We start from the raw sequence: 24,253 nt of genomic DNA, 5'->3' as shown, positions 1-24,253 counted from the left end.
AGGTGGAATTATGGTTAACTCTCTTTACGATAAAGACTTTTACTTGTGGCTAAAAGGAACGGCTCAGAAATTACGCGATCGCGATTTTAGCAATCTAGACATCGATAATTTAGTAGAAGAAATAGAAAGCATGGGCAGGAGTGAAAAGCGAGAATTATACAACCGTCTTATCGTGTTGTTGATGCATCTGCTCAAATGGAAATATCAAGCATCCTACCGCTCAAATAGTTGGATTAGCGCTATTATTGAGCAAAGAAGACAGATAGAAAAACTCTTGCTAGATAGCCCTAGCTTAAAGCCAACTTTGGAAGAGACTTTTGAGCAATGCTATCAGAAAGCCAGACGAGATGCTGCTTCTGAAACCGGATTAGCGATCGCAACTTTTCCCGAACAATCTCCTTTTTCTATTCTGGAAACGCTTTCGGACGACTATTTTCCTAATTGAATACCTCTGTAGGTGCTGCCTTTGTCTGTCAGTCTGTGGACAGAGGTTGTTACAGAAACTAACTTAAGTTTCAGTGACTCTGAGTGAAGCAGAAATAAGACATCAAGATAGTGTCTAAGTTTGTCTGACTTTATTCTATGCCGATTAAATCGGGAGTCGCGGCAAAAACCTCGTTTAGTTGCTCGATTCCTTGCCCTATCGGACGATCTCGATCGCGATCGCCAAAATATTCCCAGATTAGTTTATCGCATACACTCAATTTGACCACAGCGTATAAAAGTAGAGAATCTTAATGTCAAAGGCATGGTTCGTAATCACAATTTGGCGAAAGCAATATCTGATTGTGGATGGGGAATGTTCGTCAACTTCTCCAAATTCAGATTAATCAAGCGTCTTAATTGTCAAAACCTGCGGCGGCGTTGCATCGGGAGGATACAGAAAATCCACTTGCACTATACGCCAATCATTAGCAGGGATATTGACTGTAACCAACGGTTCTCCCTCTTGCCCTCGTCTTTGAACTAAATGAAAATAGCGAGTGCGGTATTCTCCATTATCATCTGTATAGCTAATCTTTAGGGAACCTCGAAAAAACACTTGCTGGGCAGGAGGTTCGAGAAAACGCAATCCTTCTTTCAATTGGTCTTGTTTAATCGGCGTTTGCACGGAGATCGCAACAGTTTGACTTTCTTGTGTAGGGTTGCGCAGGGGTAAAGTCAGACTATATTGCACTCCGTAGTTTCCATGCGCCTCATACGCTGTATCGGGATAGCGAACTAACATGGGAGCACTCTGACTTTGATGGGTTCCCAATCGCCCGCCCTCTAGCGTACTCAACCCATAGGAAAAAGCTTCGCCTTGCGCCGGAATCGTGAGGTCTAAAGCGGCCGGATCGAGCAATCTCGCTTTCCAGATAGAACCTTGGGCAACTCCCGCCACCCGACCGTAGACAATATTATCAGTCGCATCGGGAGCCGACGGAGCGCGATCGCGCGGAGTGGCTAATTCTCCCTTCTCCAGTAAATTTTCCCATTCTTTTAACGTCGGTTTTCTTTCTTTTCCTGCCGCGTCCACTGGGGCAAACCTAGCCAGACTTGCTGCATAAATCTCGCCATTACTCCGCAATCGCATGTAGGTAGAACGACCGTTCAATGGGGGGGTCTAGCTCCCGTACCGGAATCGGTAAATTCATCAGCATCCGACTTTCTCCGGCAGGAATGACGATTTGACGCGGAAAAATCGCTTGATGGCGATTCCTCAGAATATCGCCCATAACTCGACTTCCAGGACCCGCATAAATCTCTCCTTCGGGATCTTCGACTTGAGGGGGTAACTCAACAAATGGAGCATCTGGCTGACTCAAATAGCTAGCTGCTTGCAGAATATCGACCGTGACTGGTTTTTGAGTTGGATTGTGCAAAATTATTCCTAAGTACAACGTCCGCAAATCTTCTGGGGTTGGTGCCTTAGCGACGTGATGGGCAAAAACATCAAAATATCCTTGAAAAGAAAAATTTAAATGGGCAGAGGGATTGGCTTTTCCTTGGGGCGGAAAAGTAGAGAGTAAAATCCCTTCATTGACTACTAATTCTGGACTGTTGCTGTTAAAAACAGGAATTTTATTGAGCTGTCCCGGTAAGGGACGTACTGGTTGCGGCTGCACGATTTCCTGAGGTTGAGGGGCTGTTGTCGGGGGAACCCGGGCAAATATGAAGCTCGTATAAAGAAGGTTAGATAAAATGGAAAACATCAATTTTCGTCTCTACTTTTAGCCGGTAACCCAAAAAACATCTAGCTTAATAGTTTAGGCGGCAGAGAGTCAAAACGAAGCGATTGTGCCCGATTGACACGTCGGTCTTTTATTTTGTCATCTCTATTGCTACTGAAGTTCGGAAACCCGTACTCAAGTAGGAGTTGCCACGAGCTATCCTGTTTCGCTAAATTAGCACTCGGAAGGTGAGAGTGCTAAACATGAAATATAGCACCGACCAATTCTAGTAATCTGGAGGATTTTCCATGGCAGCAATTAGCATTAGCGTATCGACAGTTAAACCATTGGGCGATCGCGTTTTCGTAAAAGTTAGCCCATCTGAAGAAAGAACCGCTGGCGGGATTCTCCTACCCGACACGGCTAAGGAGAAGCCCCAAATTGGTGAAGTCGTTGCTGTCGGTCCCGGCAAGCGCAACGACGATGGCAGTCGTTCCGAGCCAGAAGTGAAAGTTGGAGACAAAGTTCTCTACTCTAAGTATGCTGGCACCGATGTGAAACTCGGCGGCGAAGACTACGTTTTGCTATCCGAGAAAGATATTTTAGCAATCGTTTCCTAACTATTACTGAATTTTAATAGCTCGCTAACTATCACCACTTACAACGAAGTTCGCTAAATCCATTTGCAAGAGGCATAACTTATGGCTAAATCCATCATCTACAATGACGAAGCTCGTCGCGCTCTTGAGCGAGGAATTGATATCTTAAATGAAGCTGTCGCTATTACTTTGGGTCCAAAGGGACGTAACGTCGTACTAGAGAAGAAATTCGGCGCTCCTCAGATCGTCAACGATGGGATTACCATCGCTAAGGAAATCGAACTCGAAGACCACATCGAAAATACGGGCGTTTCTTTGATTCGTCAGGCAGCCTCCAAAACTAACGACGTAGCTGGGGACGGAACCACAACCGCTACCGTACTCGCTCACGCCATGGTTAAAGAAGGCTTGCGCAACGTTGCTGCTGGCGCTAACCCCATCGCTATCAAGCGCGGGATTGAAAAAGCAACGGAATTTCTTGTAGAAAGAATTGCCGAACACGCTATATCAGTAGAAGATTCTAAAGCGATCGCTCAAGTTGGTTCTATCTCTGCTGGTAACGACGAAGAAGTCGGTCAGATGATTGCCAGTGCCATGGACAAAGTGGGCAAAGAAGGTGTTATCTCTCTCGAAGAAGGTAAGTCTATGACTACCGAACTGGAAATCACCGAGGGGATGCGCTTCGATAAGGGCTATATCTCTCCCTACTTCGTCACCGATACCGAGCGCATGGAAGCGGTAATGGACGAGCCTCTGATCTTAATTACCGACAAGAAAATTGCCCTCGTTCAAGACCTCGTTCCCGTACTCGAACAAGTTGCCCGTCAAGGCAAACCTTTACTGATTATTGCTGAGGATATCGAAAAAGAAGCCCTCGCTACCCTGGTCGTCAACCGCCTGCGCGGAGTCCTGAATGTTGCTGCTGTTAAGGCTCCGGGCTTTGGCGATCGCCGCAAGCAAATGCTCGAAGACATCGCCATTCTCACTGGCGGTCAAGTCATTAGCGAAGATGCGGGTCTAAAACTAGAAAACACCAAGGTTGAGATGCTCGGCAAAGCTCGCCGCGTCACCATTACCAAAGACAACACCACCATCGTTGCTGAAGGTAACGAAAAAGCCGTTAAGGCTCGCTGCGAGCAAATTCGCCGTCAAATCGAAGAGACAGAATCCTCCTACGATAAGGAGAAACTACAAGAGCGTCTGGCTAAGCTGGCTGGCGGCGTAGCCGTAATCAAAGTCGGTGCAGCTACCGAAACTGAAATGAAAGACAAGAAGCTGCGCCTGGAAGACGCGATCAACGCGACCAAGGCAGCCGTTGAAGAAGGGATCGTTCCTGGCGGCGGCACTACTTTGGCGCATCTTACTCCCCAACTCGAAGAGTGGGCAACCAAGAACCTTGCTAATGAAGAGTTGACGGGCGCTATGATCGTTGCTCGCGCTCTCTCCGCTCCTTTGAAACGCATTGCTGAAAATGCAGGTCAAAATGGTGCGGTAATTGCCGAGCGCGTTAAAGAGAAAGAGTTCAACGTCGGCTTCGATGCTGCTAAAGGCACGTTCGTCGATATGTTTGAAGCTGGCATCGTCGATCCCGCTAAAGTCACTCGCTCTGCTCTGCAAAATGCTGCTTCTATTGCAGGCATGGTGCTGACCACCGAGTGCATCGTCGTCGATAAACCCGAAAAGGATAAAGCTCCTGCTGGTGCTGGCGCTGCTGGCGGTGGCGACTTCGATTACTAATCTTTCGGCTTAGCAGGCAGTGCCTGCTAGGCAGGCAACCGATCTTCTCTAACTACAATCCCCTTTCCTGAGTTCTCTGAGGAAGGGGATAATTTTATCTTAGTAATGGACGAGAACATAGGCGACACAAACAGATTGAGTACTATCGATTTTTAGCAATTCTCCTTTCAGTTGTCCGAAGTCGATCGGGATGAGAGCTTTTTTATTGGGTTCGCGATCGCGAACAGAGAAAGGGGATGACCCTTGAAATAGCTAGCCTAGAAGAAATTATAATTAGCAATTATGTCTAAAATTCAGCGATCGCGACATCCTCTACAACGTCTATTCAAGTATGGACGCAAATATCATCCGTTAATTTGGCAGGCGACAATTTGTTCGATCTTAAATAAATTATTCGATCTAGCACCCCCTGCAATTATCGGTCTGGCAGTAGACGTGATAGTTGCAGGAAAAAACTCGATTCTGGCTAAATTTGGCGTTACAGATCTGTTTAATCAAATTCTGGTTTTATCGCTGCTCAATTTTGTGATTTGGTGTTTGGAGTCGCTGTTTGAATATGCTTACGATCGCCTCTGGAGAAATCTTGCCCAAAATATTCAACACGATCTTCGTCTCGATGCCTACACTCACTTGCAAGAGCTAGAATTAGCTTATTTTGAAGAACGCAGTATGGGAGGATTGCAAGCAATCCTCAACGATGATATCAATCAACTCGAACGCTTTTTAGATATTGGGGCAAACGAGATTATACAAGTTACTACCAGTTCTCTCATCATTTCTGGTACTTTCTTTTATCTGACTCCCAATATCGCCTGGTTGGCAATGTTACCCATTCCGATTATTTTATGGGGTTCGATCGCCTTTCAAAAATTACTTGCCCCTCGTTATGCTGATGTCCGCGAGAAAGCCAGCTTGCTCAACAGTCGTTTAGCCAATAATTTGAGCGGGATTACTACAATTAAAAGCTTTACGACGGAATCGTACGAAATCGAACGCTTGCGCGGAGAAAGCGAAGCCTATCGTCAAAGTAATAGTAACGCGATCGCGCTGAGTGCAGCGTTTGTTCCTCTGATTCGTTTTGCGATTTTATTTGGTTTTACTGCCTTGCTATTGTACGGCGGCAGAGAAGTTATTGACAGTCGTTTAGCTGTCGGCGCATACAGTACCCTATTATTTCTTGTGCAACGCTTGCTGTGGCCCCTGACTCGCTTAGGACAAACGCTAGATTTGTACCAGCGGGCAATGGCTTCTACCAGGCGCGTGATGAATCTTTTGGATACTCCCATCGCAATTCATTCAGGTAATATTGCCCTTCCCCTCTCGTCAGTCGAGGGAGATATCAAATTAGATGAAGTAACATTTGCCTATCCAGGAAGCAGCGCAATCCTTGCCAACTTTTCTTTACATATTCCTGCTGGCAAAACCACTGCGATAGTTGGTTCGACGGGTTCGGGAAAAAGTACGCTGGTAAAGCTCCTCTTACGACTGTACGAGGTCGATCGCGGTAGAATTACCTTGGATGGCATAGATATTCGAGAATTGCGCTTGCAGGATTTGCGAAGCGCGATCGGGTTAGTCAGTCAAGATGTCTTTCTCTTTCACGGTTCGGTGCGAGAAAATATTGCCTATGGCAATCCCCATGCCTCTCTAGAAGAAGTCATCGCCGCCGCTAAAATTGCTGAGGCAGACGATTTTATTGTGCAACTGCCCAAGGGTTACGACACCATCGTCGGAGAACGGGGACAGAAGCTATCGGGCGGACAAAGACAAAGAATTGCGATCGCGCGTGCCATCTTAAAAAATCCCCCGATTCTAATTTTGGACGAAGCCACCTCTGCCGTCGATAACGAAACCGAAGCCGCCATTCAAAAATCTTTAGACAAAATTACGCAAAATCGAACCACGATCGCGATCGCCCATCGCCTCTCTACCATTCGCAATGCCGATTGCATTTACGTCATGGAGTACGGCAAGCTGGTCGAACGGGGAACGCACGAAGAATTATTAGAAAAAGAGGGAATCTACGCGAGTTTGTGGCGCGTACAAATGGAACTCGTGAGGGGCTAGAGCGATATACCAAGTTGCACTCAAAGATGTTACTTGTCATCGGGAGCGATCGCTCTCCAGTAATAAAATTAAGTTTGAATGCGTAACTGCTGAAAACAACGAATTAATGTTTCTTACCAAAGTCTCTCACCCGCCAAGAAATTAATTCCCTAGCTATTGCCCTGTAATCGATAGTCCGTCTACCCAAACTCTCGGACTCAACCCCCTTGGCGTTAACTCCACCTCTGATTCGACATAAATAATCGACTTCAAGAGATCGAGAAAATCCCCTGCTACGGTTGCAGCTTCGATGCTGGTTAACTTGCCTTTATTCACCAGCCAACCATCAAACGGCAAAGAAAAAGACCCCTGCAAAGCATTAACCCCCGAATGAAGCGCGTGAAGTTCGTCGATGAAAATAACATTCTCCGCTTCTTGCAAGCTATAGGTTTGGAAAGCAGGTTCGCCAGCAAAGACGTGATAAAAATGAGAACCGACCGTAACTTTCGCCCCAATGTTGGCATGACCCGTCGGTTGCGCATTCATTCGTTTTGCCGTTACCGTACTGTGGAGGAAGCTACTGAGTACTCCATTGGTAATCAGTTCCACGCGACGAGTTGGCGTTCCTTCGCCATCGAATGTTTCGGCTGAAACATTTTCGGGATGCAAGGCATCATCGCTGACGCAGAGTAGGGGAGAAGCCACAAGTGTGCCCAACGACTCCGGTGTCGAGAGACTCTGTTTATCTAAGATATTCTGAGCGTTAAATAAGTTAGAAAACGCACTCAAAATGCCTAAAAAAGCACCTGGAGAAAAGACAACCCGGTATTTTCCAGAGGGAATGGGTTGATAATCTAAATGACTAATGGTTTTGTCGATGACTTCCTTGATACAGCCATCGATGTCTAGTTGCGCCAAATTGCGGCTAACTTTAAATGTGCCCGCACTGCGAGGCTTTTTCCCTTCTTGGTCGGTTTTGCTGTAGAGATAGATAGAAGCATAGGAACGACATTCGTGGCGCATTGCCCCATCGCTGTTTAAATAGAAGCGTTCCGCATCCCGTTGCTCCAAACCGTTGTCAGGAACGCCTGTAATGGCTGGATGAGCTTCTATTATGGCTTTTTCTGCCGCAAGTAGTTTTTCTATTAGGGTTGAAACTGGGGCAGGCGCTTCTTTCTCCCAGTCAGTTTCTGCTGTTGGCTGTTTGGCTTGCGAACTGAAATCGGGCACATTTTCTTTCGCCCCAAAGAAACTGGCTTCGTAAGCCGTTTTCAGCGCTAATTTCAGTCCTTGAGGGTCTACATCCGTCGTCGAAGTCACGCCTAAAGTATTATCTTTGTTCCAAACCCGTACGATAATGCTAGAACGATTGGAGGCTTGCACTTGCTTGAGTTCTCCAAAAGCAACCTCCACGCTAGTTTTATCGACGGCTGAACCGTAAAGATCGAATTTTTCAATGCCGAGTTCGCGAGCAGTTTCTTGAGCGTAGTTGGCTATTTCTATAACGTTAGGCATTTTCAGTAATCAGTAATCAGTTATCAGTTATCAGTAGGAGCGGGTTGAATTGTAAAATGAGCGTCTTGTTACATAGCCGCCGACCAAACCCGCCCGTACAGTTGTCAGTTGTAGAATTTAGAATTATCTTCCACCTACGGTTATCGAATCCACTTTAAGATGGGGTTGTCCGACGGTGACGTAGATACTACCGCTGACGGAACCGCAGAAACCTGCTGCCAGTCCTAAATCTTGCGAACACATCGAGATTTTATTCATAATCTCTTTCGCTTCGCCAATGAGAGTCGCTCCCTTCAAAGGTTGGGTAATTTTGCCATTTTCAATTAAATACGCTTCCGAAACGGCAAAATTGAATTCTCCCGTAGCACCAACGCTTCCACCTCCCATCTGTTTGCAGTAGATGCCTTTGTCTATCGAGGCAAAAAGGTCGTGGATGGAATAGTTACCCGGTGCGATGTAGGTATTGCGCATCCGTGAGGCTGCCGCATATTTATAGTCTTGACGGCGACCGCTGCCCGTGCGAGGATGTCCCGTGCGCATAGAACCCGCACGGTCTGCTAAAAAGTTTTTCAAAATGCCATTTTCGATCAACAGAGTTCTTTGAGTAGGCATTCCTTCGTCGTCCATATCAATTGTCCCAAAGGCATTTTCCGATCTTCCCTCATCCCAAGCGGTTAAGTTTTCATGGGCGATTTTCTCTCCCTTTTTGTCGATAAACGGTGTAGTTTTCTGTTCGATTTGGGTGGTTTCTAAAAGGTGTCCGCAGGCTTCGTGGAAGATTACACCGCCAAACTCGTTTGCCATGATTATCGGATAAGTTCCCGACTCCACATAGTCTGCGTAGAGCATCTTTCCAGCCGATTCCGCTACTTCTTCAGCTACGGTTTCATAGTTCCAAGTTCGCAGAAAGTTGGGGTCGCTGGTATTACCAGCGCGCTTTCCTATCGAGGAACGGTGCGCGCCATCGGCACACAGGAGATTGTAGCCGACGGATTGGCTGAGGCGAATGTCTCTAGCAAAGGTTCCATCGCTGGCAGCGACGAGAACTTCTTGCCAATCGCGAAAATATACCGCTCGTCGAGATTGCGAGTGGAAGGCTTTTTGCTTGAGTTTCTGATTGGCATTTAGGAGAATTTCTCCCATTTCTTTCATCGAACTGCATTGAGAAAGCCACGCTTCTTTACCTTTAACGGTGGCGTAGTCTCTTATCATCTCTAAATTAATTTCTGGGACGTAGGCATTCGGTGCGGGAAGTTGCAGTCCCAGGATAGATAACCCTTTTTCTAGCGCTGCTTTTAGTCCGGCAAAGGAAAGGTCGTTGGTACTGACGTAACAGTCTGCTTTTCCTCGGAAAACTCTGACTCCGGCACCAGTCGTAAGTCGAGGCGAAATGCTGGTGATGGCATCATCTTCTGCCAAACAACTGATATAGTTGACGCGCTCTAGGAAAAATTCGATGAAATCTGCTCCGGCAGCGCGTCCTAAGCCTAGCAGGGTAGACAGGGGCGCTTGCCAACTCGTATCGAAGCGATCGCGGCTAAGATTGTATTGCAGGGTAGGTAGTTCTTTAGAAATCAGTAGGGTAGGCGGCATAGATGATTTCCTCTATAGCATGTGATTGACAAGTCCCGTAATTGTCAGTTTAACTTACAAAGCCGCATCTACGGAGGCTTTCTGTCAAGGCTGTCGTTGCCTCCACTATCTAACGATAATCTCGATCTGACTTGCTATTTCCAAAAACTTGCTTGGCATTTAACCATTGTAAGGCTAAGAATAACCTCTAAGACCGCAAATTTCTGCAAAGAAGTAGCCATAGCACCCGTTCTCTATAGCGGGGGTCAGTTGATCCCAGTTCAAGAGTGTAGTATTTGTAGTACAAGATGTAGCAAAAGTTTATTTTTTGTTACAGCTATAAACTGTAACCAGAATACCCACTCCAGAGGCATCATGGCATCCTTTCGAGATATTCTCGGCTACTTTCGCAAGTATAGAGCGATCGCGCTGTTTAGTATTGCCGCTTCCAGTTTTTTTGAACTTGTCGATCTCGTCGTTCCCTATGCGATCGGACAGATTCTCAACGTTCTTTCCAATCAACCTTTAGATCGACCGCTACAAAACTTAGTAGCACAAGTTGCGTTCCTAACGCAACGACCCGAAGATAGATTTTTGTCTTTGGGAGTATTATTGGGCTTAATTTTTCTGGTGACAGTCGTCAGAGCACCCATTCAACCGTGGTTAAGCGCGTGGTTTCATTGGGATATTGCCCTACGCACTCGTCGGGATCATCTCCACAAAGTCATTGCAAAAATCTTGACCCTGCCCCTCTCATTTTACGACGAAAATAATCCCGGTCGCATTGCCAGTCGCATTGCCAGAGGCATTGAAAATCATACCTGGACTTATCCGGAAGTTGCCGGACAATTTATTCCCAAAATGGCAAGAATCTTGGGGATTTTTGTTGTGATTTGGGTAATTGAATGGCGAATCGCGATCGCGTTTTTCATTTCTTTTCTGCTGATTCTGGCTTTTATTCTCAAAGATCTGAACAGACTGATTAAGAAAGAAGAAGTTTTAGATCGTCACATGGAGAATACCCAAAGCCGTACCTCAGAAATTATTACTAATATTAAAACTGTCAAAGCCTTTGCAACGGAAGCCTATGAATTAGATCGTCAAAAACAGCGATTAGAGCGAGAATCAAACTACGTCATCTATCGCATTCACAAAGGATACGTTGACTTGCTGACATGGCAAAAAACCATCGTTCAGCTATCTGTTTTTTTGGTCTTGTTGTTTACGTTAATTTCTACGGTGCAGGGACATATTTCTATCGGACATTTTATTACTACCCTGACCATTTCTAGCATGGCGTATTCAGAACTCGATCCGATTAGTCAAATGGCAGAAATTTTTGCCCGTCGCTATGCTTCTATGATTCGCCTGCACGAATTCATGAAGCTTCCTGCTGGTAGGGATGCAGCCAGTTTATTACCCGAATCTATTGACTCAAATCCTTACAAATTTACGGGAAAAGTTGAGTTACGCCATTTAACTTTTGGCTACCATCCCAATCGTCCCATTTTGAAAGATATTAACCTGCTCATCGAACCCTATCAAACTGTTGCCTTAGTCGGGCGTTCGGGGTCGGGAAAATCAACGCTGGTCAAACTTTTATTCCGCTATTTTGAACCGAATCAAGGCGGTATTTTTATCGATGGAGAAAATATTCGTACTTTAGATACTGCTGGCTATCGTAGACGCTTGGCAATTGTACATCAGGAGGTGGATATTTTTAATGGAACACTGTTAGATAATTTAACCTACGGAAATCGCAAAATTAGCTTCGAGCAAATAGAAAAAGCCTGTCGAATTGCCAGAGTTGATGAATTTATTCACGACTTACCAAAAGGTTACAACACGATAGTTGGCGAACGAGGCGTTCGTTTATCTGGCGGTCAACGGCAGCGTTTGGGAATTGCCAGAGCATTAATTGTCGATCCCGATGTTTTGGTATTCGACGAAGCAACTTCTAGTTTAGATTACGAATCCGAGCGATCGATTCAGTTAGCAATGCGATCGATTTTTGGAACTCGCACGACAATAATTATCGCCCACCGTTTGAGTACTATTCGCGAGGCAGATAAGATTGTAGTATTAGATTCTGGAAGAATCGTAGAAGTCGGAAACCACGATGAGTTATTGAATCAACAAGGGATTTATCATCGCCTGCATTCTTTGCAAGAAACCGGAGAATTGTTAGATTGATTTGAATTAGAGTAGAGGTTGGTTGAAAAGATAGTAATACACAAAACTAACCTCTATTTTTTACCTAATTTTTATATATTTTTCCGGAGCGGACAAATAAATAGACCTTGTTTTTAGATAAAATAAACTTTAGTTTTAAACAAATTTCTTGGCAAGAATTTTATTGTACGTCTGTTTTAAAAAAATAGATAAGCATTTATTATATATTAGTCGAATCTGAGATGGTCGTATATTAAATAGCAAGGGAATTGTTGCAAGCAGTAATAAAATTACTGAAGACCACGTTATTGTACTCCCGAATAGTTCTGCTTTTAAGAAGTCAGTAGCTATACCCAAGCACTCAGTATTTATACCAAAGCTATTTAATAAAACTAAATAACATACGAGAACTAAATAATATACGAGAGCTATTGGATTCCATATAATAGAAAGAATTTTCTCTCTATTATTCAATTCATCTTCCGTATTTTCAAAGTAATCTATTATCTGACATAACGCCTCAAAACTAATATTACGATCGCCAGTGAAATTCTGGTTGGCAGCTATCATTCAAGCTTTGAAAGTCGATCTATCATTCAATTCTATAGCCATGGTAATCGATCGCTTCTGGTTGACTGATAAATCTTTGTCCCCTCATCCCTAAATCCCTTCTCCCACAAGGGACGAAGGGACTTCAGGCAAAAGTCTTAAGTGGAAAGCCCCTTTCCCAGAGCGGGAGAGGGGTTGAGGTGAGTTTGAGTTTTGTCACTCAACCAGTCGATCGCTCAGGAGTGCGAGCATCTTAACTATTTGCGAACAAGATGCTTGCATTAAGAAAAGCGATCGCGCACATCTTTGAAATAAGGAATCAGATCCTATTTTTAGAATTGCTTTAACCCGATCGCGTTACCCTATAAACGGTATCCAGCATTTCCAGTTTTAGAAACTCCTATGACTCTGAAAATTTATTTCCTCCGACACGGAGAAACTATCTCCAGTCAAACTGGAACCTATTGCGGGACTCTAGATGTAGACTTGACACCAGAAGGCTATTTAATGGCGGAAGATTTTGCCAAAACCTATGAATCTCTGCCTTGGACGGCTGTTTTTTGTAGTCCCATGCATCGGACTATCGCTACCGCCAAACCGTTGTGCGATCGTGTGGGATTAGACATGAAACTGAGGGACGGACTCAAAGAAATTGCTTATGGCAAATGGGAAGGCAAAATGCCAGAAGAAGTCAATCGAGAGTTTCACGACGACTACGTGCGCTGGTTATCCGATCCCGGTTGGAATGCGCCGACAGGCGGAGAAAAAGGAGTCGATATTGCCCGCCGCAGTTGTCAGGTACTCGATGAAATCGAACGAACCTGTAGCAATGGAAACATTCTCGTCGTTTCCCATAAAGCAACCATTCGGATTATCTTGTGCGAGTTGTTGGGAATTGATATAGGACGCTTCCGCGATCGCATTGGCATGCCCGCCGCCTCTGTCAGTATTGTAGAAATGGCAGAACGAGGGCCGTTGCTTCATATTATGGGCGATCGCTCTCACCTGCGAAAAGAACTGCGCGATCGCGTCGGTAGCTAGAGCGATCGCCTTTACTATAAAAAATAAGGTCACGCCAGATTGAATTCCCAATAATGCTCCTCAATGACGAGCAATTTAGAGCGATCGCTCTAAGCTGTCAAAATAGTTCCATAGGCAAACGCTTACCCAATGCACTGTACGTTCATACCAGTGCAGTAACTTTCCTCGACGCGCCTTTACGGGATTACGAACGCCAAGCGAGAGTAACCGACAAAATTGAAGGCGCAACCCTCATTAAATTCAGCACCGATAAACCGAAAATTTCCTATCTGTTTTATCCCGACTTCGATTGCGATCCCCATCCCGCCCTACAATTTAGTGTCGTGGTAGATATGGAAACCCTACAAGCAAGTTATTGGGACTATGCCACCTCAGATAATCCACCCATTCTCCACCGCAAAGAAACTTTCGTCGCTTCAGACTATCCTCTCTATCAAGAATTTACCCAACTCACCGATCTTGAAGAGAAACTGGGATTATTAGATAATTCCCGCTTTATCGGCACTCGTTTGGAATGGCAGCAACGTCTAGACAATTACCGAATCGCCTTTGACGGACATCGCCTCATCTGTCCGATTGACGGGACATCTACTCAACTTGTTTCTATCGACCGCCACAAAGCGGCAATCCCCCGCAAATCTCTCTCTCGTCCCGTTCGTTTGGCACTAGAAGCGGGTTTATTTGTGCCAGAAGTTACGACTTTCTTTGACTATGGTTGCGGTTACGGCAGCGACATCGATCGCATTGCCGAAAAAGGTTACAGCAGTTCTGGATGGGATCCCTATTACCGTCCTAATACGCCTCGCACTCCGGCAGATATCGTTAATTTGGGGTATGTTATTAACGTTATTGAAGATCTTGTCGAACGTCGGCAAGCTTTGCTGCAAGCGTGGGAGTTAACCCGTCAAGTCTTAATTGTAGCGGCGCAGGTATTAATTGACGATCGCGATCGCGGTGTTGTTGCCTATGGCGATGGCATTATCACCAGTCGCAATACCTTTCAAAAATATTATGAACAAGAGGAACTCAAAACTTATATCGACCAAGTTCTTAATGTCGATTCAATTCCAGCAGGACTGGGAATTTATTTCGTTTTTCGCGATAAAACTCAAGCAGAAACGTTTCGAGTTTCTCGCTTTCGTTCGCGTACTAATACCCCTAAAATTCAAACTACAATTAAACGGTTTGAAGACTATGAAAATTTACTAATTCCCTTGATGGAATTCGTTACTCAACGGGGTCGTCTTCCTGTCAAAGGAGAGTTAGAAAATGAGTCAGAATTAAGGGTCGAATTTGATACAATTCGTCGCGCTTTTCAGGTGGTTTTACAAGTGACTGATAAAGAAGAATGGGATGCGATCGCCCAAAAACGTCGTCAAGATTTACTGCTCTATTTAGCCCTCAGTAGATTCGGCAATCGCCCAAAACCAAGACAATTATCTTCTACCGTTCGAGAAGATATCAAAGCCTTATTTGGTGGTTATAAGCAAGCTTGTATTTTGGCAGATGCCATGTTATTGAGTTTAAGAGATTTAGACAAAATTGCGGCTTTATGTCAGAATAGTCCGATAGGCAAAAAATTCCGCAATTCTTTATTAATTCATATCAGTGCCTTGGAGACTCTCGAACCTTTACTGCGACTCTATGAAGGTTGTGCGAGTCGAACGGTTGGTCGTTTAGAAGAGGCAAATTTAATTCAATTCTTTTTTAATAAGCCTAAAATTTCTTATCTGGTTTACCCAGACTTTGATCTCAATCCTCATCCGACTTTACAGGCAATTATGGATATTTATTTAGGGAATTTAACCGTTAGATATCGAGACTTTAATAACGAAACCAATCCTCCTATATTGCATGAAAAAGAGGCTTTGGTGCTGACCGATTATCCCCTCTATGAAAAGTTTGCCAAGTTAACTCGTAAAGAAAAAGATTGGGGGCTGCTAGACGATTTTAGTACGATTAATCGCCTGCAAGGATGGTTAAAATGTTTGGAAGATCGTTGTGCTGTTATTAAAGGATATCAATTACAGTGGAATAAAGATGCCGATCCTTATAAAGTTAAGCTATTGCGATCTCAAATTAATGCTCGCAAGCAAAATCAATAAATGTACGGGGTTATTTTATTGTGATATCAAGTTCAGATAATTAGTTGTCATTGTCATTCCCAAAGAAGTGAAGAATCTACTAGATCCTTCGCTTCACTGCGTCTCACTCGGTATGAGATAACGATCTTTTGATAAGTATTCAACCTGACTTGGTATGACTCGATCGCACCAAGAAATAAATTTCTCGTCTCCAAAATATAAAGTTCTATCAGACGGACTTTAGCTCCTTAGCCAGAGAATTTATTCTCTGGCTACTTTATAATAGGATCGTCACAATGAAAAGGTATTCTTGTTAAAAACTATGAGTTGGCAAGTTTCTGAATCGGTAACATTTGAAGACGCGATCGCGTTGACTGAATCATTATTAGAGCAAATGTCAGCAGGTCAGCTAGAAGACAGAGAAATTCAAGCAGCCATTACCGATCTCGTCAAAACCGAAAATGGTGCTAGAGGGTTTTTCGTAACTTATTTAACAGATAATCGTCCTCTCGCCGACAATCCCGCTACTGGAGTAATTGAAGCCCTAAAATCTTCTCCAGAAATTGTCAGCGAGTTACTCGTTAAAAATCTAGCCATGTCATCAGCAATGGTAATAGCTCATCGTCGCAATAATGATGAAGAAAATGCCAAAGGTTCCAATAGAGTTCGTCAGCGTACTGCCAACCTGATTCAACAAATTAAATCGGATTTAGTTGCTAAAAAATTAAAAGAATTACACGAAAGTGCGGCTACTGGAGAAGGAAATTACAAAGCATTCTTACAGCGCTGGGGTTACGACGACGAACAAAAACAAGTCATTCAAAAAGCTATTTCAGAAGTCTGCGATCGCAATTAGATTCGTTTAATGCTTAATTACAAATTGTCTTGACCTCCCCAAGTTGCCGTGTCGATATATTCGCGAAAACGAACGATCTGACCGGCTTGAAAATCTACGAGAATAGCATCGTCGGCTCTGTTAAGGCGACCCTCCTGGTTTTTCTCCTCCCAGTACCATTCCACCGCAGCGCGATCGCCTTCTATTATAATTTGTTTAATGTCAATTCTAACCGATGAATGAGAGGCAAAAAAATCGGCCGCAACTTGCCGAATCGCTTCCCGTCCTACCCAGCGGTTGCCAGGGACGATAAATTCTCCATCGGGACTAAATAAAGACGCAAAAGCCTCTGCATCTCCCTTTACCCAAGCTTCCCGCGCCTGTTCGATAGTGGCTCGGATTTCTTCTGGTTGCATCGATTCCGCCCTTTCTCGATTCAAGGAATTAGCGATCGCCGCAGGAGTAAAATTCTCTAGTGCTGAATAGCTGGCAAAGTTTAGCGTTGCTGCGACGACAACGACTACTATTAAAATTCTCAGGATTAACCTCACTAAATTACCAGCTTGGCGATCGCTCATAAGCGGCAAATAAAGCTCAAATCTTGAGTTGGAAGCGAGCACGGAGGGATTTGAACCCCCGACCCTCAGAACCGGAATCTGATGCTCTATCCACTGAGCTACGTGCCCTTGACCGAGTGAGAGGAGGCTCTGCCGTGAGACGGCGGAGTATCTCTGACTCTATCTAGAATAACATCTATTCAACGATCGCGCCGCGTTCTTTTAAACTGTGCCTCACCTCGTCTACAAGACCGGGATTATGGCTAAATCTGGCTTGCCATACCGTTGCTCGGCTAAAATTGGCATTGCTTAAATTAGCTTCTCCTAGATCGGCTCCCGTGAAATCGGCTGCGATCGCGTTAACTAAAGCTAAGCTAGCGCGGCGTAAATCCCCATAGCTCAAATTAGCATTACCTAAATAGGCACCGCTCAAGTCAGCACCGCTGAGTTTGGCATAGCTGAGATTAGCTTCGCTGAGATCGATATCCGTCAAATTAGCTCCTCTAAAATTCGCTTGCGAGAGATTAGCACCGCTTAGTTCGATCCCGCTTAAATTAACTGCCAAAAAGTTACCTCCAGCCAAATCCGTTAATGGATTTAATCCAGCTAATTTAGCTAATTCTAGAAAATGATCGGTTTGGGCTTCATAAATGCGCTCGATAAGTTGTTTTAAGCGCATTAGTAAATCAGGGCTGAGAGCGGCTTCGTGCCCTTCAACTAGAGGTTGCCAATCGTTTGTATACTCAGAGCTAAGCTGCGTCCAACTTAGATAGGGTTTGAAACGATTTTCTAGCAACAGAAGCGCGATCGCTCTCTCTAAAATTCCGTGTTTGTTAGGGCTGATATCGTGTCGCCACAAATCCTCGGCATCCGTGAGAGAAATATCTGACTGAGAGACTTCAAAAGTCGCAGCGAGGCGATAGGATGGTTCCGTTGGCATCAGCGTTGCCAGCTTTATCTGTTGCAGCGAGCCTTTTAAATATAACTCGCTCGGTTTGGGGAAAAATCGCCAAATTGGATTAATTTTAGAAATTGTCGTCGCCACTTGAAATTCTTCGCTGATATCGGAATTAACTGAAGAGAGTTCGCCGCCTTCGATCCTAAGTTTCAGTTCGCCGCCTTTTAATCCAAATTTAATTCGACCATCGAGCAAAGATTTCCACTGTTCGTTAAACTGAACGGTCAAATAGAGATCGAACTGTTGTGAGGGAGTCCCGCTAGAAGAGGCTAGAGTCGCTTCTAATTGAAGCGAGATGCAGTCTGGGTAAGGATTGTGAGACTCAAGCAGGTGCATGGGAGAGAGGGATTCTGGCATGACTGGTTATGAATTATACGAAATGATATTTAAAACTCCAGCGATCGCTAGACAAAATTTAAGCTTCGAGGCAAAATTCCAATAGCGTTGACTGCACGTGTGAGGAGAGATATTTGGGTGCTGAAAACAATTTTGTTAGCTCTAGACTGTTCGGATGGATCGCAGAGCATTATTCAAGCCTTAGATATCCTCCAAGTTCAACCCCAAACCAAGATTATACTCGCCCACGTGCTTCCCGCTCCGACAAGTGAGAGCGAGCTTGCCGCCGATCGCCCCCATGAATCGCCCGAATCTCTTTATCAGCAAGCACAACAGCAATTACAAGCTTATCGGGCACAAATTCGCAACAGCGCGATCGAGATTGTCAGCGGCGATGCAAGCGAGGAAATCATCCGCCTTGCCAATATTCATCAAGCCGATTTGATTGTCATCGGTACTCGTGGATTAAAAGGAGTCGATCGCGTTATTGAAGGCTCTGTCAGCTCTCAAGTCGTGGCAGACGCTCCTTGTTCGGTGTTGGTAGTCAAGTCTTAGCAAACGCAAGGCGATCGAGGCAGGTAAAAGGGGGAACGGAAAGTATGGGGAGACTGGGAGCAAGGGAGATAATTATACTACTAACCCCCGTATGGACGGGTTTATCTAAAAACGCGAGAGATTTCCCTACACTTCCTGCAAAAAACGCCCTACGACTACTCCCCAATGACCAATGACCAAAGACAACTGACCAATCCCCAAATCCTTTCATCTCATCAAATAACTGGTTACTGGTAACTAAGTAGAATCCAGGGTGCAGGAGTTGAACCTGCCTAGCGCGAATTATGAGTTCGCTGCCTCAACCGCTCGGCCAACCCTGGTTCATAAATTTTGACTGGACGATTGGATTGTAATTAAACATCAGCCATTCAGTCCAGATACTATTATATCTATATATATACCTACAGAATAGCTTCTTAAATTATGGTTCTATCCGATCGGCGACAATTCTTACAATGGAAACAGCCCATTTAGCCTAACTTTTTATAGTAGTTATCGGGTAATGAAATTTACATCGTTTAATCCAGGTAAATCGCCCTCAACTCTAGCCCTAGCATTGTTGGCAGTGATGATAGGAAGTGGTCTGATTAGCGCTTCGATCGCATACAAGATGGGTCACGATGCTCTCAAAGGAGTCAGCCAACCCGATGCCAATCCCGCTAAGAGATTGGCGAGCAATGCCAACAAGGATGCAAACCCTCAAGAATTCGTCCCATTAGATGAAAAGAAAATTTTGACGCAAGTCTATAATCGCATCAATGGCAGAGATCGAGACGAGAAATCCGATCCTACCAACAAAGACCAACAAAATTCGGCTTCCTCGAATAAGGAGCCAAAATCCAGTCAAACTTCCAGCGAAGAAGCTAGCTTTCCACTTAAAACCAGCGATAGAGAAGTTAGCCTTGAGGTCGTTAAAGCGACCCAAAAAGGAGGATCTTTATTGCTAGAAGTGAATCTGAGCAATGAGGGTTCGGCTCCGGTACAATTTTTGTATAGTTTCTTGGAAGTGAAAGATAAAAAAGGACGACCGCTGAGCGCGATCGTAGAGGGTTTACCTGGAGAATTACCTGCTAATGGAGAAAGTTTTACGGGTATAGTCAGAATTCCTCTAGAGTTAGTTGATGAAGGTCAACAAATTTCTCTAAACTTGACAGATTATCCCGCTCAAAAACTCAAGCTAAACATCTCTAATATTCCCGTTAGGTAGGTGACAAGGACAACGATTCTCTATAGCCCGACTCAAAGCGCCAAGCGCTTGCAGAATTTATAATCCAGATGACTATTCAAGACATATTGCTGCGATTGTTGTCAGTCGTGTTCCTGATTGCGATCAACGCCTTTTTTGTCACCGCCGAGTTTTCTATCGTTTCCGTGCGGCGATCGCGCATCAGCCAGTTAGTAGAAGCTGGCGATATTCAAGCGCAGACGGTTCAATCCTTACAGCGAAGCATCGATCGCTTGCTATCGACCACGCAGTTAGGAATCACGCTCTCTAGCTTGGCGTTAGGGTGGATTGGTGAAAGTACTATGGCAGTATTCATCAAAGTGCTATTCGCCCATCTGCCGCTTCCCTCAGCAATAACTGGAGCGCTTTCTCACGGCTTGGCAATCCCGATCGCCTTTTTTCTGATTGCCTACCTGCAAATCATTCTAGGAGAACTTTGCCCGAAATCAATAGCGCTTCTGTATTCAGAACAGCTAGCCCGCTTTTTAGGTCCGCCCATAGGTGCGATCGCGCGGATTTTCAACCCATTTCTTTGGGTTTTGAACCATTCTACCCATTGTTTGCTGCGAATTTTTGGGATTAAGTATAGCGATCGCGGCTGGTACACGCGCGTTACTCCAGAAGAACTACAGTTAATTATTGCTACGGAAGTCGAATCGACAGGGTTAGAAGCTAGAGAACGAGAACTTCTGCAAAACGTATTCGAGTTTGGAGACGTAACGGCATCTGAAGTCATGGTTCCCCGCACTCAACTGATCGCCATTCCCGACACGGCAACTTTTGAAGCTCTTCTCAATGAGGTAACGACTACAGGACATTCTCGCTATCCCGTCAAAGGAGAGTCCCTAGACGACATTCGCGGCATCATCGATTTTAAAGACCTCGCTCTACCATTAGTGCAAGGCGAACTGCAATCCGATACGCCGATTAATCCTTGGATCAAACCCGTGCGCTTCGTGCCGGAAACGACTCCTTTGAGAGAATTACTTTCCCTCATGCAGCGATCGCACCAGCAAATGGTCGTGGTGGTCGATGAATTTGGCGGTACGTCTGGATTAGTAACCCTTCAAGATTTAGTCTCAGAAATCATTGGCGACAATCTCGAAGGAGAAAGATCGGAAACCATTGCCCTGCAAATGATAGACGAGCAGACTTACTTGGTTCAAGCTCAGATGAACTTGGATGAAGTCAATGAGTTGCTAGAATTAGACTTGCCCCTTGCAGATGAATATCAAACTCTCGGCGGATTTCTTATCCATCAGTGGCAAAAAATTCCCGCTCAAGGCGATACTTTGCTCTATGAAAATCTAGAATTTACCGTCGTCTCAGCTCAAGGTCCTCGCTTAGAGCTAATTCGCATTCATCGACACCAACCCCCACCCTCCGCTCCCAATTCAAATGAGAGCAATGCCAATGGATTGACATGGCTAGAAGATCTGCCTTTTTCCAACAATGGCAATACCGATTTGATAAAGGCGGAGAAATTTAGAGAAACCTAACTTCTTGCAATAGTCATAGACAGTTGCTCTAACATTTGAGCGATTGCTACTTACCAATCGTCAACTGTAGAATCGCTGGTCGTTGTTTGAGGTTCCCACCAATTTTTGAATTTACTCCAAAGACTCGCTAGAGTTTGTCTCATTTCATTCTTAAGATTCCATCTCTGGAAAGCTTGCTCGTAAGCTTCGCCTTTGGTTTGAAAAGTTTTCCAAGCATCTAGCGCTAGTCCCAGTCCCCAGATCAACAGTATATAGAGCGACCAAGACAGAACACCGCCAGAGAGAAAATCGAGAGAGACTAGAAAAATGTTGACGATCGCGTATCGAGTCACTTTTTGTTTGAGAAGATCTCGCCGATAAAGATCGAACTCTTGTCGCTTTTTATCCAACAATCTACGATTAAGCCAATCTCGTTCTGCTGCTTGCAACGATTCGCTGTCAATTTCTAGTTCTGCTGCAATTTCCCACAATTGCTCTCTAGACAATTCTCCTCGATCGGTTTTCTTAGCGATCGCCAGATGGAGAATTTGCTGGACATCCTCTTGGGTATAAATTTGAGGCGGTTGAAATTCTGAAGCTGTCATAATTTGCAGTTGAGATCGACCTGCTGAGAAGCTTTCTGTTTCTATTATGCCGAAGCGATCGCCCAACTGGCTTCTGTTTGTCAAAATTTGTCACTGACTATTGACGAAGCGAGTCTTTCTTCCCTTCAAAAACCGAGATACACTAAAAAAAATTAACATTACTTAACATTAGTTGAGCCATGCAAATAGCCCCAGTTGCATCCACCGCTCCTATTCCCGGTACGTATTGGCAGTGGCAAGGACATTCTATCTACTACGTCAAAGCAGGTGCCAAACAAGCGGGACGACCCTCTCTGTTGTTAGTTCACGGATTTGGTGCCTCCACCGATCACTGGCGCAAAAATCTTGCCGAACTCCAGCGGGATTTTGAAGTGTGGGCGATCGATTTGTTAGGATTCGGACGGTCGGCGAAGCCGAATTTACAGTATAGTGGCAATTTATGGTGCGATCAATTACACGACTTTATTACAGAAGTCATCGGTCAGCCAGCAGTTCTAGCAGGGAATTCCCTGGGAGGCTATGCCTCATTATGCGTAGCGGCACAACGTCCTGCTTCGGCGGCAGGAATCGTTCTGCTCAACAGTGCGGGTCCCTTTACAGATACTCAACCCACTCAAAAACAGAATTTATTACCAACGTTAATTCGCTCGATTTTATTGCAACCCTGGGCAAGTTATCTTTTATTTCAGTACGTGCGCCAGCGATCGACCATTCGTAAAACCCTGCAAAAAGTTTATCTCGATCGCAGTGCTGTTACCGATCGATTAGTAGAAGAAATCTATCGTCCCTCTTGCGATAAAGGAGCGGCACAGGTATTTGCTTCCGTGTTCAAAACTCCAGAAGGTGAAAAAGTCGATGCTTTACTCAAACAGATGACTTGTCCGCTGTTGACAATTTGGGGAGAAGGCGATCCCTGGATAAAAGCAAGAGAACGCGGAGCAAAATTCCGTCAATATTACCCCAGCTTAACCGAATATTATCTCCAAGCGGGCCATTGTCCCCACGATGAAGTCCCCGAACAGGTAAATGCATTAATTCGTTCTTGGGTTCTGGCGAATTCTTCTATCATGAAATAGAGGGGATTGGGGGAGTTGGGGGAAGTCGGAATTCGGAATTCGGAAGTTGGAAGTAGGGGAGACTGGGGGACTTCTGAGAGGAGGAGACAATTAACCACTAACTAATAACTACTAACAACTAACTACTCCCCAATCCCCAATCCTTTCATCCAAAATCCAAAATGATATGACTAGCATTCAATCCAATTCAAGCTTGCTAGAAAAGCCCGTTACTCGCAACCATCAAGCTTGGTATAGACCCATGTTTTCTCCAGAACACGGGGTTTACATAGTCTTAGCGGGTTCTTTTCTGGCGGGAGCAGCATTAGCCCAAGCTTGGACGCTCTCATCAACTTTAGCGCTCGTTGCTGCTTTTTGTGGATTTCAAGCCGAGTATCCGCTAGCACTTCAACTCAAGCAAAGAAAGAGTTTGAAGCCTCGTTTTTGGGTTTGGGGTGGGTTGTATGGATCTGTGGCTTTAGGCATCTCCTTCTGGCTAGCTTTGAGTGCGCCTTTATTGCTGTGGCTATACACTGGAGCTATAGCCGCTTTGTTGGTGGATATAGTAGAAGTGCTGCGCAAGGAGCGAAAGTCAATTGTCAACGAGCTAGTCACCTTGGCAGCGGTTAGTTTGTCGGCTCCCTTTGCCTATGCTGCTACCACTGGAACTCTTACCCCTCCAGCGCTAGGATTATGGGTGCTGAATGCTCTTTACTTCAGCAGCAGTATCTTTACCGTCAAGCTGCGCAAGCCTCAAACCAGTTCTCTAATGCTAGGGATAATTTATCATGCGATCGCGACTGCGCTCGTCGCCGTCCTCTACTGGCTTGATTGGCTGCCACCGATTGCCGCTTTAGCTTTTGCGATCGCTCCTCTCAAATTTGGCATTGCTGCCTGGAATCTACAGTGGTGTCGCCATATCAAAATTCAATTCGTGGCGATGTTAGAAACCGGAGGAGCTTTTGTTTTTCTAATCGTTGTGACTCTCTCGCTTTTACCTGCCCGCTTAACAGGGCTTTAGCGCGATCGCTCTCAACTATATTCTTGTTTAAAACTAATATTAAATTTTAACTTTTAACAAAAAAATTAAAATTTACTGCGAACCATTGACAACTGAGGTCACAATTTAAACCAGGATAATGTAGCGGGCGAGAAAACACAAAGCAACGTTTTGTTGCTAA

At 44.9% G+C, this 24,253-nt stretch carries 19 protein-coding genes, 2 tRNA genes and 1 pseudogene; 13 read left to right on the top strand and 9 right to left on the bottom strand.

Annotated features, from left to right (window positions below):
• The first annotated feature begins 10 nt into the window (after positions 1–10).
• Positions 11–445, top strand: a complete 435-nt coding sequence (locus PLE7327_RS02390) for a DUF29 domain-containing protein (protein WP_015142263.1) — start codon at positions 11–13, stop codon at positions 443–445.
• A gap of 130 nt (positions 446–575) precedes the next feature.
• Here the strand turns inward: PLE7327_RS02390 and PLE7327_RS26090 are convergent, their stop codons facing one another.
• Complete coding sequence (locus PLE7327_RS26090; RefSeq protein WP_256377711.1) at positions 576–704, bottom strand: hypothetical protein; 129 nt, start codon at positions 702–704, stop codon at positions 576–578.
• Positions 705–826: 122 nt separating this feature from the next.
• A pseudogene (locus tag PLE7327_RS26315) lies at positions 827–2,195 on the bottom strand (DUF3370 domain-containing protein).
• Positions 2,196–2,461: 266 nt separating this feature from the next.
• Between PLE7327_RS26315 and groES the strand changes: the two are divergent.
• The 3 genes from groES (at position 2,462) to PLE7327_RS02370 (ending at position 6,556) form a co-directional block, all read left to right on the top strand.
• Entirely contained in the window at positions 2,462–2,773 is a 312-nt protein-coding gene (groES, locus tag PLE7327_RS02380; RefSeq protein WP_015142262.1) for a co-chaperone GroES, read from the top strand.
• 81 nt (positions 2,774–2,854) lie between these two features.
• On the top strand, positions 2,855–4,489 hold the full coding sequence (gene groL / locus PLE7327_RS02375; RefSeq protein ID WP_015142261.1) for a chaperonin GroEL: 1,635 nt from the start codon (positions 2,855–2,857) through the stop codon (positions 4,487–4,489).
• A gap of 282 nt (positions 4,490–4,771) precedes the next feature.
• Positions 4,772–6,556 carry an ABC transporter ATP-binding protein gene (locus tag PLE7327_RS02370; RefSeq protein ID WP_015142260.1) on the top strand — a complete coding sequence of 595 codons (1,785 nt, stop codon included), beginning with the start codon at positions 4,772–4,774 and terminating at the stop codon, positions 6,554–6,556.
• A 153-nt stretch (positions 6,557–6,709) separates the two neighbouring features.
• Here the strand turns inward: PLE7327_RS02370 and PLE7327_RS02365 are convergent, their stop codons facing one another.
• Together PLE7327_RS02365 and PLE7327_RS02360 are read right to left on the bottom strand one after the other, a co-directional pair.
• Positions 6,710–8,050 carry a TldD/PmbA family protein gene (locus tag PLE7327_RS02365; RefSeq protein WP_015142259.1) on the bottom strand — a complete coding sequence of 447 codons (1,341 nt, stop codon included), beginning with the start codon at positions 8,048–8,050 and terminating at the stop codon, positions 6,710–6,712.
• Between the two features lie 123 nt (positions 8,051–8,173).
• On the bottom strand, positions 8,174–9,643 hold the full coding sequence (locus tag PLE7327_RS02360) for a TldD/PmbA family protein (RefSeq protein ID WP_015142258.1): 1,470 nt from the start codon (positions 9,641–9,643) through the stop codon (positions 8,174–8,176).
• Positions 9,644–9,997: 354 nt separating this feature from the next.
• On the opposite strand from PLE7327_RS02360, the gene PLE7327_RS02355 reads away from it, so the two are divergent.
• The 4 genes from PLE7327_RS02355 (at position 9,998) to PLE7327_RS02335 (ending at position 16,324) form a co-directional block, all read left to right on the top strand.
• On the top strand, positions 9,998–11,815 hold the full coding sequence (locus PLE7327_RS02355; protein ID WP_015142257.1) for an ABC transporter ATP-binding protein: 1,818 nt from the start codon (positions 9,998–10,000) through the stop codon (positions 11,813–11,815).
• A 930-nt stretch (positions 11,816–12,745) separates the two neighbouring features.
• The gene (locus PLE7327_RS02345) at positions 12,746–13,384 is read left to right on the top strand and encodes a histidine phosphatase family protein (RefSeq protein ID WP_015142255.1); all 639 of its coding nucleotides are present in this window, start codon (positions 12,746–12,748) and stop codon (positions 13,382–13,384) included.
• Between the two features lie 53 nt (positions 13,385–13,437).
• Positions 13,438–15,489 carry a DNA phosphorothioation-associated putative methyltransferase gene (locus PLE7327_RS02340; protein WP_015142254.1) on the top strand — a complete coding sequence of 684 codons (2,052 nt, stop codon included), beginning with the start codon at positions 13,438–13,440 and terminating at the stop codon, positions 15,487–15,489.
• 301 nt (positions 15,490–15,790) lie between these two features.
• Entirely contained in the window at positions 15,791–16,324 is a 534-nt protein-coding gene (locus PLE7327_RS02335; RefSeq protein WP_015142253.1) for a hypothetical protein, read from the top strand.
• Positions 16,325–16,341: 17 nt separating this feature from the next.
• Here the strand turns inward: PLE7327_RS02335 and PLE7327_RS02330 are convergent, their stop codons facing one another.
• The 3 genes from PLE7327_RS02330 to PLE7327_RS02320 all read right to left on the bottom strand — a co-directional run bounded on the left by PLE7327_RS02330 (position 16,342) and on the right by PLE7327_RS02320 (position 18,175).
• Positions 16,342–16,881 (bottom strand): nuclear transport factor 2 family protein, encoded by a 540-nt coding sequence (locus PLE7327_RS02330; RefSeq protein WP_015142252.1) that lies wholly within the window; start codon positions 16,879–16,881, stop codon positions 16,342–16,344.
• Positions 16,882–16,916: 35 nt separating this feature from the next.
• Positions 16,917–16,989, bottom strand: a tRNA-Arg gene (locus PLE7327_RS02325).
• 67 nt (positions 16,990–17,056) lie between these two features.
• Positions 17,057–18,175: a pentapeptide repeat-containing protein gene (locus PLE7327_RS02320; protein WP_015142251.1), complete on the bottom strand. Its 1,119-nt coding sequence runs from the start codon at positions 18,173–18,175 to the stop codon at positions 17,057–17,059.
• Between the two features lie 117 nt (positions 18,176–18,292).
• Here PLE7327_RS02320 and PLE7327_RS02315 point away from each other — a divergent pair, with 117 nt between their 5' ends.
• A complete protein-coding gene (locus PLE7327_RS02315) occupies positions 18,293–18,709 on the top strand; it encodes a universal stress protein (RefSeq protein WP_015142250.1) in 417 nt (138 codons plus the stop codon).
• A 247-nt stretch (positions 18,710–18,956) separates the two neighbouring features.
• Here PLE7327_RS02315 and PLE7327_RS02310 read toward each other — a convergent pair.
• Positions 18,957–19,029 (bottom strand) — tRNA-Ile (locus PLE7327_RS02310).
• Between the two features lie 182 nt (positions 19,030–19,211).
• On the opposite strand from PLE7327_RS02310, the gene PLE7327_RS02305 reads away from it, so the two are divergent.
• Together PLE7327_RS02305 and PLE7327_RS02300 are read left to right on the top strand one after the other, a co-directional pair.
• Positions 19,212–19,916, top strand: coding sequence for a hypothetical protein (locus tag PLE7327_RS02305; RefSeq protein ID WP_015142249.1), 705 nt, complete (start codon positions 19,212–19,214; stop codon positions 19,914–19,916).
• 68 nt (positions 19,917–19,984) lie between these two features.
• Complete coding sequence (locus PLE7327_RS02300; protein ID WP_015142248.1) at positions 19,985–21,433, top strand: hemolysin family protein; 1,449 nt, start codon at positions 19,985–19,987, stop codon at positions 21,431–21,433.
• 50 nt (positions 21,434–21,483) lie between these two features.
• On the opposite strand, the gene PLE7327_RS02295 is transcribed toward PLE7327_RS02300, so the two are convergent.
• On the bottom strand, positions 21,484–22,017 hold the full coding sequence (locus PLE7327_RS02295; protein WP_015142247.1) for a 2TM domain-containing protein: 534 nt from the start codon (positions 22,015–22,017) through the stop codon (positions 21,484–21,486).
• A gap of 179 nt (positions 22,018–22,196) precedes the next feature.
• On the opposite strand from PLE7327_RS02295, the gene PLE7327_RS02290 reads away from it, so the two are divergent.
• Positions 22,197–23,093 carry an alpha/beta fold hydrolase gene (locus PLE7327_RS02290; RefSeq protein ID WP_015142246.1) on the top strand — a complete coding sequence of 299 codons (897 nt, stop codon included), beginning with the start codon at positions 22,197–22,199 and terminating at the stop codon, positions 23,091–23,093.
• Between the two features lie 166 nt (positions 23,094–23,259).
• Positions 23,260–24,093: a YwiC-like family protein gene (locus PLE7327_RS02285; RefSeq protein ID WP_015142245.1), complete on the top strand. Its 834-nt coding sequence runs from the start codon at positions 23,260–23,262 to the stop codon at positions 24,091–24,093.
• Positions 24,094–24,253: the final 160 nt, after the last annotated feature.

Origin of the sequence: Pleurocapsa sp. PCC 7327, assembly GCF_000317025.1 — a bacterium.
Classification (GTDB): Bacteria; Cyanobacteriota; Cyanobacteriia; order Cyanobacteriales; family Microcystaceae; genus Hydrococcus.
The sequence above is the reverse complement of the archived record's forward strand: the minus strand, read 5'-3'. Positions and strand labels throughout refer to the sequence as shown.

What these genes read in the sequence shown, in the direction of transcription:
- PLE7327_RS02390 (WP_015142263.1), top strand. Translation starts at nt 11, where the DNA reads ATGGTTAACTCTCTTTACGATAAAGACTTTTACTTGTGGCTAAAAGGA.
- groES (WP_015142262.1), top strand. Translation starts at nt 2,462, where the DNA reads ATGGCAGCAATTAGCATTAGCGTATCGACAGTTAAACCATTGGGCGAT.
- groL (WP_015142261.1), top strand. Translation starts at nt 2,855, where the DNA reads ATGGCTAAATCCATCATCTACAATGACGAAGCTCGTCGCGCTCTTGAG.
- PLE7327_RS02370 (WP_015142260.1), top strand. Translation starts at nt 4,772, where the DNA reads ATGTCTAAAATTCAGCGATCGCGACATCCTCTACAACGTCTATTCAAG.
- PLE7327_RS02365 (WP_015142259.1), bottom strand. Translation starts at nt 8,050, where the DNA reads ATGCCTAACGTTATAGAAATAGCCAACTACGCTCAAGAAACTGCTCGC.
- PLE7327_RS02360 (WP_015142258.1), bottom strand. Translation starts at nt 9,643, where the DNA reads ATGCCGCCTACCCTACTGATTTCTAAAGAACTACCTACCCTGCAATAC.
- PLE7327_RS02355 (WP_015142257.1), top strand. Translation starts at nt 9,998, where the DNA reads ATGGCATCCTTTCGAGATATTCTCGGCTACTTTCGCAAGTATAGAGCG.
- PLE7327_RS02345 (WP_015142255.1), top strand. Translation starts at nt 12,746, where the DNA reads ATGACTCTGAAAATTTATTTCCTCCGACACGGAGAAACTATCTCCAGT.
- PLE7327_RS02340 (WP_015142254.1), top strand. Translation starts at nt 13,438, where the DNA reads ATGCTCCTCAATGACGAGCAATTTAGAGCGATCGCTCTAAGCTGTCAA.
- PLE7327_RS02335 (WP_015142253.1), top strand. Translation starts at nt 15,791, where the DNA reads ATGAGTTGGCAAGTTTCTGAATCGGTAACATTTGAAGACGCGATCGCG.
- PLE7327_RS02330 (WP_015142252.1), bottom strand. Translation starts at nt 16,881, where the DNA reads ATGAGCGATCGCCAAGCTGGTAATTTAGTGAGGTTAATCCTGAGAATT.
- PLE7327_RS02320 (WP_015142251.1), bottom strand. Translation starts at nt 18,175, where the DNA reads ATGCCAGAATCCCTCTCTCCCATGCACCTGCTTGAGTCTCACAATCCT.
- PLE7327_RS02305 (WP_015142249.1), top strand. Translation starts at nt 19,212, where the DNA reads ATGAAATTTACATCGTTTAATCCAGGTAAATCGCCCTCAACTCTAGCC.
- PLE7327_RS02300 (WP_015142248.1), top strand. Translation starts at nt 19,985, where the DNA reads ATGACTATTCAAGACATATTGCTGCGATTGTTGTCAGTCGTGTTCCTG.
- PLE7327_RS02295 (WP_015142247.1), bottom strand. Translation starts at nt 22,017, where the DNA reads ATGACAGCTTCAGAATTTCAACCGCCTCAAATTTATACCCAAGAGGAT.
- PLE7327_RS02290 (WP_015142246.1), top strand. Translation starts at nt 22,197, where the DNA reads ATGCAAATAGCCCCAGTTGCATCCACCGCTCCTATTCCCGGTACGTAT.
- PLE7327_RS02285 (WP_015142245.1), top strand. Translation starts at nt 23,260, where the DNA reads ATGACTAGCATTCAATCCAATTCAAGCTTGCTAGAAAAGCCCGTTACT.